General features: G+C 45.2%; 13 protein-coding genes. 5 read left to right on the top strand and 8 right to left on the bottom strand.

The window, feature by feature from the left end; all coding sequences use genetic code 11:
• Positions 1–10: 10 nt before the first annotated feature.
• Entirely contained in the window at positions 11–1675 is a 1665-nt protein-coding gene (locus tag ACQEXT_RS00695; protein ID WP_138972640.1) for an ATPase RavA domain-containing protein, read from the top strand.
• Between the two features lie 9 nt (positions 1676–1684).
• On the top strand, positions 1685–3130 hold the full coding sequence (gene viaA / locus ACQEXT_RS00700; RefSeq protein ID WP_426950158.1) for an ATPase RavA stimulator ViaA: 1446 nt from the start codon (positions 1685–1687) through the stop codon (positions 3128–3130).
• A gap of 33 nt (positions 3131–3163) precedes the next feature.
• On the opposite strand, the gene emrD is transcribed toward viaA, so the two are convergent.
• The 3 genes from emrD to ACQEXT_RS00715 all read right to left on the bottom strand — a co-directional run bounded on the left by emrD (position 3164) and on the right by ACQEXT_RS00715 (position 5911).
• Positions 3164–4369 carry a multidrug efflux MFS transporter EmrD gene (emrD, locus tag ACQEXT_RS00705; protein WP_138972638.1) on the bottom strand — a complete coding sequence of 402 codons (1206 nt, stop codon included), beginning with the start codon at positions 4367–4369 and terminating at the stop codon, positions 3164–3166.
• Positions 4370–4579: 210 nt separating this feature from the next.
• On the bottom strand, positions 4580–4888 hold the full coding sequence (locus tag ACQEXT_RS00710; RefSeq protein ID WP_138972637.1) for a cysteine-rich CWC family protein: 309 nt from the start codon (positions 4886–4888) through the stop codon (positions 4580–4582).
• Positions 4889–4978: 90 nt separating this feature from the next.
• On the bottom strand, positions 4979–5911 hold the full coding sequence (locus tag ACQEXT_RS00715; RefSeq protein WP_426950293.1) for a DMT family transporter: 933 nt from the start codon (positions 5909–5911) through the stop codon (positions 4979–4981).
• A 146-nt stretch (positions 5912–6057) separates the two neighbouring features.
• Between ACQEXT_RS00715 and ACQEXT_RS00720 the strand changes: the two genes are divergently transcribed.
• The gene (locus tag ACQEXT_RS00720) at positions 6058–6513 is read left to right on the top strand and encodes an Lrp/AsnC family transcriptional regulator (protein ID WP_331417742.1); all 456 of its coding nucleotides are present in this window, start codon (positions 6058–6060) and stop codon (positions 6511–6513) included.
• A gap of 5 nt (positions 6514–6518) precedes the next feature.
• Here ACQEXT_RS00720 and ACQEXT_RS00725 read toward each other — a convergent pair whose 3' ends face one another.
• Positions 6519–7568, bottom strand: a complete 1050-nt coding sequence (locus ACQEXT_RS00725; RefSeq protein ID WP_426950160.1) for a GGDEF domain-containing protein — start codon at positions 7566–7568, stop codon at positions 6519–6521.
• Positions 7569–7658: 90 nt separating this feature from the next.
• Entirely contained in the window at positions 7659–8135 is a 477-nt protein-coding gene (locus tag ACQEXT_RS00730; protein WP_138972636.1) for a MarR family winged helix-turn-helix transcriptional regulator, read from the bottom strand.
• A gap of 366 nt (positions 8136–8501) precedes the next feature.
• On the opposite strand from ACQEXT_RS00730, the gene ACQEXT_RS00735 reads away from it, so the two are divergent.
• Both ACQEXT_RS00735 and ACQEXT_RS00740 read left to right on the top strand, forming a co-directional pair.
• Positions 8502–10070, top strand: coding sequence for a BCCT family transporter (locus ACQEXT_RS00735; protein ID WP_426950162.1), 1569 nt, complete (start codon positions 8502–8504; stop codon positions 10068–10070).
• 253 nt (positions 10071–10323) lie between these two features.
• The gene (locus ACQEXT_RS00740; protein ID WP_426950163.1) at positions 10324–10737 is read left to right on the top strand and encodes a GFA family protein; all 414 of its coding nucleotides are present in this window, start codon (positions 10324–10326) and stop codon (positions 10735–10737) included.
• 83 nt (positions 10738–10820) lie between these two features.
• Here the strand turns inward: ACQEXT_RS00740 and ACQEXT_RS00745 are convergent, their stop codons facing one another.
• The 3 genes from ACQEXT_RS00745 to ACQEXT_RS00755 all read right to left on the bottom strand — a co-directional run bounded on the left by ACQEXT_RS00745 (position 10821) and on the right by ACQEXT_RS00755 (position 12274).
• The gene (locus tag ACQEXT_RS00745; RefSeq protein ID WP_138972633.1) at positions 10821–11249 is read right to left on the bottom strand and encodes a DUF3010 family protein; all 429 of its coding nucleotides are present in this window, start codon (positions 11247–11249) and stop codon (positions 10821–10823) included.
• 144 nt (positions 11250–11393) lie between these two features.
• Complete coding sequence (locus ACQEXT_RS00750) at positions 11394–11765, bottom strand: cystatin domain-containing protein (protein ID WP_426950165.1); 372 nt, start codon at positions 11763–11765, stop codon at positions 11394–11396.
• Between the two features lie 164 nt (positions 11766–11929).
• A complete protein-coding gene (locus ACQEXT_RS00755) occupies positions 11930–12274 on the bottom strand; it encodes a DUF3316 domain-containing protein (protein WP_426950166.1) in 345 nt (114 codons plus the stop codon).
• Positions 12275–12303: the final 29 nt, after the last annotated feature.

The following is a 12303-nucleotide window of genomic DNA, read 5'->3' on the forward strand; positions in this document are numbered from 1 at the left end:
GAGCACGAAAATGATTAGCCCAAATCGAGTGTCTCACTCACAAAAAGCATTGCTCTCTGAACGGATCAGTAAATTGGCTCAAGCGCTTTCTGATGGTGTGTATGAAAGAGAAGAAACCATCAAGCTCTGTTTGCTAGCAGCGCTAGCGGGTGAAAGTGTTTTCTTACTTGGCCCTCCGGGTATTGCCAAGAGTCTGATTGCGAAACGTCTTATTCAAGCCTTTGACAACTCTTCTTATTTTGAATACTTAATGACCAGATTTTCGACGCCTGAAGAGGTGTTTGGCCCACTTAGTATTCAGGAACTCAAAGACAACGGTCGTTATCTACGTCTAACTGAGGGCTATTTGCCGACAGCGCAAGTGGTGTTTCTTGACGAAATCTGGAAAGCAGGCCCAGCAATTCTTAACACGCTACTTACGGTGGTTAACGAAAAAACGTTTAAAAATGGCAGCGATATCCATCGAGTACCAATGCGTTTGTTGGTGTCAGCCTCCAATGAACTACCGGATGAAGATAGCGGGCTAGAAGCGCTATATGACCGAATGCTAGTACGAGTGTTCGTCAATCGCATTCAGAACAAGAACAACTTTAAGTCGATGTTAACGGTTGGTACACCACAAGAAGCCGCTATTCCGGAAGGTCTTGCGATTACCGATGAAGAGTATCATCAGTGGCAGTCCGAACTGGATAAACTTGAATTGTCAGATGAGGTGTTCGAAAAACTTTTCGAACTGAAAACGATGCTAGAGAATGCGGCGACCTCAACAACGGGAGGCGATGTTGCCGATACCGACATGTATGTCTCAGACCGTCGCTGGAAGAAGGCGGTAAAACTCCTTAAAGCGAGTGCTTATTTCAACGGTCGTGATTCAATTAATCCTCTTGATTTACTCCTGCTGCAAGATTGTTTGTGGAACAGTCCTGAATCACGAGATGTTGTGCGTAATGTCATCAAGCAGTTTGCTCTTAATCACGCGTTTGACCAACAGGAAGTCGAGCAACAAATCACCCTGTGTCGTGAAGAGCTTGGCGATATTCAAGAAGCGCTGGAGTCACAATTTGGCATAACACTAGGTACAGAAACAACAACGGGTCTGATTAAGAAGCAGATTCACAGCTACGATATTTCAAATGCCAAGAGCTACAAAGTTGGCAGCGCATTTGATTTGGTCAAGTTGGTTTTACTCCAAAGCAATATGTCGGTTTCCGAATCGGAGAAGGGCGACAGCCGTTGGGTGTACGTGCCTAAGAATGAGTTAGAGCGAGTGATTAAAGATGGTCAGGGTGATGTCTATGGCTATGTTAATCAGAACACCAATATGTGTCGTCTGCGCTTCGACCTCGATGCGGCGAATAATCTTGTTATCAAAGATATTGCTAATCGCGCTGTGTTGGTCTCTGTCGTAACCAACAAGGGGCTAGATGAGTCACTTTATCAAGAGTGGTTAACTAAGTCAGAGCAGGCGATGTCACAGCTAGAAAATGCCGAACATCACTTACGCAAAGTTCGCTCTAACTTCCATGGTGCGTTACCACACGGCTTTATTGATCAAGAACTACCACGAGTAATGGAGGCGAGCTTGCAGAACCTTCAACAAGTATTAGAGTCGACCAAGTCTGAATGTGAACGTACGGTTTTCCGTTTTAAAAACTTAAACCAGTTTTTCTCATAAGGAGCCGATATGTTAGGTGCCGACGGATTAAACTTAGCTCTGGCCATCGCCGACTCGGGAATTATCGATTCTGCGGTTAACGATCTCATTGCTCGTTCACAAGTGATGGTGATGGCAGAGAATCGCGGTGTGAAAAGCTCGGTTAAAAATCACCTGCTTAAATGGCGTGGTAGCGTGAAGAAACGCATCACTAAAGTGTGTGAAACAGAACGTTTTCAGCAAGAACTGGCGCTGTATCAGGAAGTGATTCATTGGGATGAAACACAGTTCTTTGAAGAGATTCCTCAAGTGATCACAAAGCTAGAATGGCATTCCGCGTTCTATCTAAAAGCCCGCCGTTTAATGGAAAAAAATAAGGGTCTCAACAACCCTATGTTTCCCCATTACTTTTGTGATCAATGGTACCAAAGCCTTTCCGATGCTTTGCGCCAGGCTCAGTTAAATGAGCTTGAAGTCAGTAAAGAGAAAGTCCTCAAAGACCTATATCAGCGCATGGAAACCATGAAAAACATGGATAAAGTGACGGAAGAGGGGGACGAAGGCAGTGTGGGTCGATTGTGGGATATGGCGTCCGCGAAGCTAAGTAAATCTGACTTGACAGTGATGAAGCGTCATGCGGAATTTCTGAAAAAGAACAAAGGCTTGCAAGAAATTGCTGAGCAGCTTGGTCGAATGGCTGGGCAAGTTGATGATCCAGAGCTACAGCGCGCACCAGCAGAAGAGTTGCAAATGGTCGAAGAGAAATCCGACGAAGCAACAGATGATATTGTCGGCATTCACCAGAGTGACGATCTCAACAAGCTACTGCCTAATGAAACCATGTTTCTTGCCTATCCAGAGTTGGAAGTGGTGTTCTACAAACATTTAGTCGATAAGCGATTGATGAACTACCGCATGCAGGGCAAATCAAGAACCCTGCGCAAGATCCGAGCACAACAACCAGACCACAAGCAAGTTGATGTTGAAAAAGGGCCATTCATCGTTTGTGTTGATGCGTCTGGTTCAATGAGTGGCTTTCCAGAGCAGTGTGCAAAGGCGATGGCCTATGCCTTGATGCAAATTGCATTGGCTGAAGACCGCGAATGTTACGTGATTCTGTTTTCTACTGAGCAGATAACCTATGAGTTGACGAAGCAAGATGGTCTGCGCGAAGCGAGTGATTTTCTTACTTACAGCTTTCACGGTGGTACGGACTTGGAACCTGTGCTGATGAAGTCGATTGATTTGATGTGCGGCGACAAATATCGCAATGCTGACATGGTGGTTATTTCTGACTTTATCGCACCTAAGCAGTCAGATGAGATGGTGCAACAAGTCGAGAAGCTTAAAGCGCGTAAAAATCGATTCCATGCGATCAGCTTATCAAAGTATGGCAACCCTCAGTTGATGTCGATGTTTGACCACACGTGGGCTTATCATCCGAATCTCGTCGGTCGCTTGATGAAAAAATGGTAGATAAAAAAGGAGCGCGATGCGCTCCTTATTACTTTAGATCGCCAGTGGCATTTCGTTAGAGGGATCGTGCTTACGGTAAACACGAATCAGACCGAGCAAAGCGACAATTGACATGACCAACATCAGTGCGCCGAGCGGCATCTGGTCCGGTGCAGGAATCATAGATGCACCAAGGGTTGCCAATCCCGCGCCCAAGTTTTGCATTCCACCGAGTACCGCACCACCTGTTCCAGCATGATAAGGCAAAGGTGATAGCGCACCTGTCGTTGCTGCTGGGAATAATATGCCAGCGCCTAAAAAGTAGATGGTCGCACCGCCAATGAGCGTTAAGGCACTTGTTTGACCTAGTAATCCAGGTAACAGAACCACGAGTGAGCCAGCCATAATAGCGACCAGTCCGACACTCAAAGCGTGTTTTTCATTTTTTCTCGTCGCGATAAAGCTAGATAACGCAGCACCAACCAAGTAACCCGGAATCGGTAGGACAAACAGTAGGCTGACAGTCGTTGCTGGCAATTTCAATACGCCACCCAGCAAGACACCCGCGGCAGCTTCAAAGATAGCAATACCTGAAAATGTTGCGACTAAGCAGAGCAGATAACCTTGAAAACGGCGATCTGACAATACATAACGATAGCTACTGGTGACTTTCTCATAACGACGTTTTTCACGAGGCAGAGTCTCGATAAAGCTTGTCAGCATTGTAATCACAACAGCAATACCAAATAGCGCTAAGAACATGTAGCTTGAACGCCAGCCGAATGATTCGGTGAGATAGCCACCCAAAACCGGAGCAATAAGAGGTGAAAAAATCACGCACATGCTAATCAAGCTATTTACCTTGTGCAGCTCGCTGCCATCAAACAGATCGCGAGTTAGCGTGCGAGACATAGCACCACCACAACCGATGCCTAGGCCTTGGATAAAGCTACCGGCTAGGAACCAATCGTAGTCGTGGGCAAAGAGCGCCACAAGTGTACCTGCGATATAGATCAGCAGTCCTGCAACGATGATTGGTTTGCGCCCCAGACGGTCTGATAGCGGTCCATATACGAACTGCGAGAAACCGTAAGGGATCAGATAGCAGGCCATTACTGCTTGAAGTGCAGATGGACTAACTAAAAACTCATTTGCCATATGGCCAATAGATGGCACGTACATGGTTTGAGTCATTTGACCCACAGCAGTCAGAATAGCAATTAGAAAGGTTAACTTAATTACTTGAGCAGAGGCGGACATTTCTACAACACCTAAAATCAACGCGAAAAACATTAGCCTTGCAGTAGCAAAGCTAATAACTAAAACAAACAAAGGGGACTATCAGGCGCGAGATATTAAGGGGGCTTTCAGTTTCTATCAATTAAAAAGTGTGAACTGACGCAAGATAAAAATTTAAGATTTGGATTAGAAAATCTAATTCAAAATTATTATATGCTGGTGGATGAGTAATTATGCGATGGGCAGACTAGATAGGCATTTGCGACATAGGCAGAGGTCATTATTATCCAGTTTAGAGGTATCGCGTTTTTCGATAGCAAAACACCAGCAAGTCGCTTTACCCTGACTGATATCGCATTGGGCTGCTTGGTTGCATGAAGGACAAGTATGGCTGGCGTTTTCACCACTGAGATTAGCCATGGTCTCATCCCTGTCTTGATCACTCAAATGTCGCCAGTTCACTACTTCATCTATCGTACGGTAGCAGCCGCTACATATACCTTCGTTATTCTTACACGCAGCGATACACGGAGTTTTCACGTTATTTCCATCTTGTTGGTGACAAATCTAAGTTGGGACTATACCGAGTTCTGCCGCTAACATCAAAGCTGTGCTACATCGTGTATCTCGTTACGCCTTATTTTTAAAAGAGGGAGGCTGATACTGCATTGACGTATCTTTCTTCATCAGAATGTTGCTCGCAATCAGGCTACCAACACAAATCAGAGACAAGGCTATCCAACCCAACGGAGTAGGTTGCTCCGCAAAAATAGGTATGGCGAGCAAGGTCGCAACAGCGGGGGTCGCAGCGCCAAATGCTGCGGTTCTCTCTGCTCCAAGGACAGAGATCGCGTGGAGATAAGTAAACGCGGCGATGATGCCCGCACCGACACCTTGAAGCATAAAGTGGCCGCTGAGTTGTTCCCACGGCCAATCGCTAAAGGCGTGGCTGTAGAGGTAGCTATCGATAGCACCACTCGCCATTAGGAGAAATAACGCGAGGTTAGACATCAGTGCAATGAGCCCTGAAGCCGCCAACGGATTGAGATTGGAGACGCGCGCACAAATGGTGAACATCGCCCACATGACACTACCAATCAAAAACAGCATATGCCCCTGAAGCAAATTAGGATCTGCTTGGCTAAGACTCTGGGTTAGAAAAGTTCTAATACCAATTACCACCAAGGTCAAACCAACAATTCGATGACGACTTAATGGCTGCTTAAACAGGATGACGGCAATAGCGGATACAAACAAAGGTAAGGTGCCAGGAACTAGGGCACTTCCATCCGATACTGGAGCCAATGTCATTCCGGTACCCGCTACAAGTAAATAGGGGAGACCACTGCCAATAAACATGCCGATCAGATAGCGTTTGGGCACCGCCATGATCTGTTGTCTCGCTTTGTAAACAATAGGAAGTAGGACCACACAAGGGATCAAAAAGCGGGTCAGCGCAATATCCGCTGTCAGTAGCTCAGAATGAGCCCCACTGCGTAATGAAAGAAAAAATCCTGACCAGAGTAAAAGTGTGGCAACCATTGCCAGATATCCAGAAACCATATCCATATGTGACCTTGAAAGTAGTTGTTAACATTATGGAATGTATATCGAGGTGAAATCTGGCAATATTGACTGATGATTTAAAGAATTTTGACTGATTCAGTTAAAATTGTGCCAATATTTGATGGAAATATGCGTGAATGACGATGGACAGAATTGATAAACACATTTTGCGACTCTTACAGCAAGACGCTCGTCAGGCGACAGCGGAAATTGCAGATAAGGTGGGGCTGTCTGCTTCACCATGTGCTCGCCGAATCAAAAGATTGGAGGAGCAGGGTATCATTGCCAATTATCGCGCCACACTCAACAAGGATTTGATTGGCGTCGGTATGACCGTATTTGTTGAAGTGAGCCTTAACAACCACCAAGCCGCTAGCATCGACGACTTTGAACATGCAATTCAAGAAATGGATGAGGTCATCAGTTGCCATGTCGTGTCGGGAGCGTATGACTATCTGTTAGAAGTTGTCAGTCATGATCTAGCGGGCTATGAGTCCTTTACTCGTAAACTTCAACGCTTGGAGAACGTTAAAGATATTCATACCCACTTAGCCATCAGGCAGGTCAAAGGCGGGAGCGAACTGCCTATTTTTAAGTGACAGCGTTAACTCGCTTGACCTCGTTGACGTTTTCCGTCGGCACGCTCTACTTCATCGGCCATAGCATCGTGATAACTTGTCATACGATTGCGCCCATGACGCTTTGATTGATATAGAGCTAAATCAGCGCGTTTTATCCACTCTTTGTTTTCTTCAAATGGTCTACATTCTGCGATACCAACACTGATAGTGATCGCCTTATCACTGGGGCTAGGGAGCTGACGGACTTTGTTGAGGATACGCTGACTAGTTTCCTCGACCAGTATTTGATCTTTACCGTAATGCAGAATGAGGAACTCATCGCCGCCAAGGCGGAACAACTTATCTGTCGGAGATACTTCTTGTTGGATGCTGGCAACGATTGAAACCAAGATGCGATCGCCCACATCATGACCAAATTGATCGTTAAAGTACTTAAACTTATCGACATCAATTAGGGAAATCGATGAGCACGGATATTGCTCTATCGCATTCTCAAGTGAGGCGTTGAGTTCATGGCGATTGTAGACGCCGGTAAGCGAATCTCGCACGATAAGAGTGCGCAGTTCGAGTTGTAGAGATCGTATCGCTTGCACCACAACATGAATGATAATCGCCGTTACGGTTAACGAAATAACGTATCGCAGTGTCACAGCCGCGTCCTGATGCATCAAAGCGGCAAAGCCCGAGCCTGTAATCATAATGAAGTTGGCAACAACCGCTTCTCTTTCTGGGAGCAGGAAGATAAGGCTGGTTAGGATTGGGTAGATCCAGTACGTTGCCAGAGTGCCAAAAACACGTACCGATAATACAGCGGAGAAAATCAGCAGAAATAACGGCAGGTAGTGACCGAACAGAGTCGAACGATTATAAACAATGGCGGTGATTTCAAGCAGGAGAGAGACTTCAAACGCGAGCAAAACAACACCGAGCATAACTTCACCAGCGATGATGTTTTTGATACCTAGTGGTACAAAAGTTACGAGCGTGATGACGGCGATAATCTTCAGCACTTGCTTTTGCTTAGTGAGATCGAGAATCGCCTCGTCGTTCAAATTTGGTAATGTCTTGCCCATAACCATTACACCTTTATGACCGCTTTAGATGTTTATTGTTTAACTTTAAACGTAATCATAAAGATAAATGAAAGCAAATATCTTGGTTGGTTAATCTGGTTTGGTGATGCTACCGAGTTCTAGAACGGGAGCTACATCAATATCCTCTGCGTTCATCATCGATGAAATTCGCTGTACAGAGGAAAGCAACAGTGATTGCTCCCACTCTTCTAGTTTCTGAAATTTAGTGATGAAACTTTGCTGCAGCGGAGTCGGCGCATTATCCAGTACGTTCTTGCCTTGGTCAGTCAGATGGGCATGGACTTTCCGTTTATCTTTACTATTACGCACACGCTGCACCAGCCCATTGCGCTCCAGCCGGTCAAGAATGGTGGTGGCCGTTGCTTGGCTCATGTTGGTATGGTCAGACAACTGACGAATAGTGACATCGCCTAACTCTTGAATCGAACGCATGAGTATTAATTGCGGTCCGGTTAAACCTGACTCTTTGCTCAGTTTTTTAGAGTGTAAATCTATCGCTCGAATGATCTGGCGAATGGAAATTAGGACTTCTTCGTGCTTCTCCAATGCGCTTCCTCCCTGGTTCGATAAAAGAAGGGAAAATACATCAAATGTCACTCTAGATAAAGCCTCCAGTCTCACAAATCAGCATGACCACTATTCCATTATCAGTAAACCATTTCATTTAAATTGTTTAGTGTACAAAATGTTTTTCTTGCAGGTATTTCATCTTTGCGAGCAAATAATGACCACTCAAATGCCGTTTTGATAAAATATTGCTCATTTATTAGCATATTACTGGATTGAAACGACGAAAAATGTACAATAATGAGAATTGTATCCAGTTGCAGAATGATGAAATTGTTTTTACCTCTAACTATTTTGTTGATTGGGCAACGGTTACTCATTAAAGAATAGATGCAGAGAGGAAGAATGACTAAAGGCATAGATAAGTACAGTATTGACAGTACCGACTATACAATCGGTCAGGATAACGTGCAGAAATGGGGATTTGACGTTCACAATCCAGTCTTTGGATGGAGTGCGAGTCTAATTGCCCTGTTTTTGATTGCCGTGTTGGTCATGGATGCGGAATCAGCCAAGGCGACACTGGATGGCATCAAGTGGCAGATCATTGGCAACTTTGATTGGCTGTTTATCTGGTCTGGGAACATTTTCGTGATTTTTTGTTTAGCTTTGATCGTATCGCCGCTAGGTAAAATTCGCTTAGGTGGCAACGAGGCTACAGCAGACTACTCATACCTGTCTTGGCTATCGATGTTATTTGCCGCCGGTATGGGTATCGGTCTCATGTTTTGGAGCGTTGCGGAACCAGTCGCTTATTTTACAGGTTGGTATGAAACGCCATTGGGTGTTGAAGCGAATTCGCCTGAAGCCGCTAAGCTTGCCTTGGGCGCAACTATGTTCCACTGGGGGCTTCACCCATGGGCAATCTACGGTGTTGTTGCATTATCGCTGGCTTTTTTCGCTTATAACAAAGGGCTACCACTTTCCATTCGTTCGATTTTCTATCCGTTACTTGGCGATAGAGCGTGGGGTTGGGCAGGTCATGTTGTCGATATCTTAGCGGTACTCGCAACCTTGTTTGGTCTAGCGACATCTTTGGGGCTGGGAGCACAGCAAGCAGCAAGTGGTATTCACCACGTGTTTGGCATTGAGTCAGGTTTAGGCTTGCAGGTAGTTGTGATCACGGTTGTAACCTTGTTGGCTGTCGTCTCTGTTGTACGTGGTATCGACGGTGGAGTGAAGGTCATCAGTAATATCAACATGCTTGTTGCCTTCCTATTACTCATTTTAGTGGCCCTTATCGGCTATGCGATTGTTGCAGGGAATATTGGCACGACATTTATGTCGTACGTGGAGAATATCATTCCATTAAGTAATCCACATGGACGAGAAGACGAAGCTTGGTTTCAGGGGTGGACAGTATTCTACTGGGCTTGGTGGATCTCATGGTCGCCATTTGTAGGTATGTTTATTGCGCGTGTTTCTAAAGGACGTACAGTTCGTGAGTTCATCACAGCAGTCTTGCTTGTCCCGACAGCGGTGACGTTACTGTGGATGTCGACCTTTGGCGGCATGGCAATAGATCAGGTCATCAACAATGTGGGTGAGCTTGGTAGCGAGGGTCTGACGGACGTGTCTCTGGCCATGTTCCAAATGTTTGATGTGTTGCCGTACGGTTCAATTCTATCTGTGATTGCCATCATTCTGGTTTTGGTGTTCTTTATTACCTCTTCAGATTCTGGCTCGTTAGTGATTGATAGCATCACGGCTGGTGGTAAGGTTGATGCGCCTGTCATTCAGCGCGTCTTTTGGGCCTTTATGGAAGGCGCGATTGCTGTCGCACTATTATGGATTGGTGGCTCTGAAGCGGTTCAGGCATTACAGGCAGGGGCGATCTCTACGGCGCTACCGTTTACGATAGTTCTTCTGTTGATGTGTGTAAGCCTACTCATGGGTATGCGTACTGAGCGTTAATAAGTGATAAAACGGCATAAAAACAGAAAAGGGACGCTTGCGTCCCTTTTCTGTTTTATACGCAATTTAGGCAATCTCATCTTTGCCACTGTTCTCTTGGTTAAGCTCAGATTTACACTGTTAATTATTCTCAGGTTTACGCGTCACACATACTGGTATTTGAGCGATAAACTCGTTACTGTGGCTGATAATTGTACAATCAAAGGCAAAGTGCCTTGTTTGTAAACGTCGTGAAGTCAGGGAGGAATAAGGAATGAGTTATCTAGTGGAAGGTACGTGTCAGTGCGGTCAGGTGAGTTACCAATTGCACCAGCCACCTAAGATGGTATTAGCATGCCATTGTCGAGAATGCCAAAAACTTGCGACGGCTCCTTTTAGTGTGACTGCCATTGTTGCGACCCAAGATATTGAATTTAAAGGCGAGCTAAAGGAGTGGCAGCGAATGGCAGAGAGCGGCAACAAAAATTATGCGAAGTTTTGTGCTCAATGTGGGAACCGGGTCTATCACTTCAACCCAGATGATCCATCAACAATAAAGCTTAAATTGAAATCAAGCAGCGATTCGGATCATCATGTGTTTGAGCCGACAGTGCATGTCTGGGTCAGTGAAAAACAGGATTGGTATGAGATTCCGCAAGGCGTTAAGTGTTTCGACAAACAGCCATAGCGCGGTGTGATTGGTTGAATGCCGGTTTAGCAAAAATGAAAACGCCCAAGCAGAATGCTTGGGCTTAATTATATCTGATTCACTTAACCACGCATCATTGCGCAAGCGTATGCCGTCATGAATGCCGGTTCTTGGTATTGTTTAAGACCCGTATCCTTAAACTGGATACCGAGTGGGTTTCGCTTCAGGCTCTCTTTGATGTCAGTTGGAGAAACAACTTTCACTTCCACATCATCAATAAGCTGGATTGCTGCTTCTAATTTGAAACCAACGGCACCACCAGCAAATTTGCCTTTTGTTTGACGTTGACGAATGACAACTTTTTCAATCTTGTAGTCTTGAATTAGCTTAGCAAATGAGAACTGGAATTTCTTCACTTCTTGCGTGTCGTTAGCATTGCCTATGCTTAGCTTTGCTACGCGGCAGTCTGGCAAGTGGACTACGCTGTCGGCATGTGAAAGAAGGCAGATTACTGCGTCGTTACCTTGAAGTTCTACACCACAAATTTTCATGTTATTACCTGATCGTTTCTGAGCTGGCTATTATATCCGGCATCGGTAACATATCGACTATTTTATTTAGCAATAATCGAGATAGGGTTGCCCACTCAGTGTAGGCGAGTCATTACTTTCCATTGACTAATGATTCATGACTGGTTAGGGACAGAGAGCACCTTGCTCAGCGACCTGATCAATCATGTAATCATTGCGTAGGTTTCTGTAGACAACTGCGTGCCAGACTTGACCATTCTCAAGTGTAAACTCAATGGCGTAATTGACACCATTAACCACCTGAGTACGTACTTCATTGACTTGTTTCAAAGGGGAAGTGGTATTCATTTGTGCCATAACAGTATCAATGGCTTGCTGCGCTTCGGGAGTGATTTGAGAAACGGACCAACCTCCAGGCATAGATTTCGATTGGCACATAGCGGTCACTGGACGGGTAGGTTGTTCATTTTTGCTGCTTTGGCTACACCCAAATAGGGCGGTTAGCGTCAACACAGACGTAAAGATAACTTTGTTCATTGTTATACCCTTAGATCGGAGACAGATAAATTGATTTAATCAGAGCTGCACAGTCCAGAAGATCTGATATGCAGCGAGTATAGCTTTCGAGCGTTAAACAAAGTCAAGACAGTGCAATAAAAAAAGCCGCAATAGTGACCTAGAGCGGCAAGGCAGGGGGGAGATTAACCTTTTTTACTTTCGCGGTACTGGTATTGGTAATCGATATCAAGCACGGCTTTGTACTCAATATTGCCAGGGCTACGAGCAAATTCGTCGACTGAAACCGTCATATCACTGAGTTTGACGCTAGGAGTAATAACATTGCTTTCTGTGATTGGCAGCGCGATTTTTAGTTCAGCGCTGTTCATTGATTTCATCTCATCCACGAGGTTAAACGCCGCATCATAGGCTTGCTGCTTGCTTGCGTAAGCATCAGTAGTCACACTGGTATTTGACGTTACCGTATTAGTGCTAGCAAAAACTGATGCACTCATAACGATCGAAGCTAATAAAATCATTCTTTTCATAGTTGTTTCTCCTGATGGGTAACCTTCGC

The organism is Vibrio sp. TRT 29B02, assembly GCF_050113655.1.
In the GTDB taxonomy this organism is placed as follows: Bacteria; Pseudomonadota; Gammaproteobacteria; order Enterobacterales; family Vibrionaceae; genus Vibrio.

Bases quoted from the DNA above. Each gene is read 5' to 3' on its own strand.
- ACQEXT_RS00695 (WP_138972640.1), top strand. From the start codon at position 11: ATGATTAGCCCAAATCGAGTGTCTCACTCACAAAAAGCATTGCTCTCT.
- viaA (WP_426950158.1), top strand. From the start codon at position 1,685: ATGTTAGGTGCCGACGGATTAAACTTAGCTCTGGCCATCGCCGACTCG.
- emrD (WP_138972638.1), bottom strand. From the start codon at position 4,369: ATGTCCGCCTCTGCTCAAGTAATTAAGTTAACCTTTCTAATTGCTATT.
- ACQEXT_RS00715 (WP_426950293.1), bottom strand. From the start codon at position 5,911: ATGGTTTCTGGATATCTGGCAATGGTTGCCACACTTTTACTCTGGTCA.
- ACQEXT_RS00720 (WP_331417742.1), top strand. From the start codon at position 6,058: ATGGACAGAATTGATAAACACATTTTGCGACTCTTACAGCAAGACGCT.
- ACQEXT_RS00725 (WP_426950160.1), bottom strand. From the start codon at position 7,568: ATGGGCAAGACATTACCAAATTTGAACGACGAGGCGATTCTCGATCTC.
- ACQEXT_RS00735 (WP_426950162.1), top strand. From the start codon at position 8,502: ATGACTAAAGGCATAGATAAGTACAGTATTGACAGTACCGACTATACA.
- ACQEXT_RS00740 (WP_426950163.1), top strand. From the start codon at position 10,324: ATGAGTTATCTAGTGGAAGGTACGTGTCAGTGCGGTCAGGTGAGTTAC.
- ACQEXT_RS00745 (WP_138972633.1), bottom strand. From the start codon at position 11,249: ATGAAAATTTGTGGTGTAGAACTTCAAGGTAACGACGCAGTAATCTGC.
- ACQEXT_RS00750 (WP_426950165.1), bottom strand. From the start codon at position 11,765: ATGAACAAAGTTATCTTTACGTCTGTGTTGACGCTAACCGCCCTATTT.
- ACQEXT_RS00755 (WP_426950166.1), bottom strand. From the start codon at position 12,274: ATGAAAAGAATGATTTTATTAGCTTCGATCGTTATGAGTGCATCAGTT.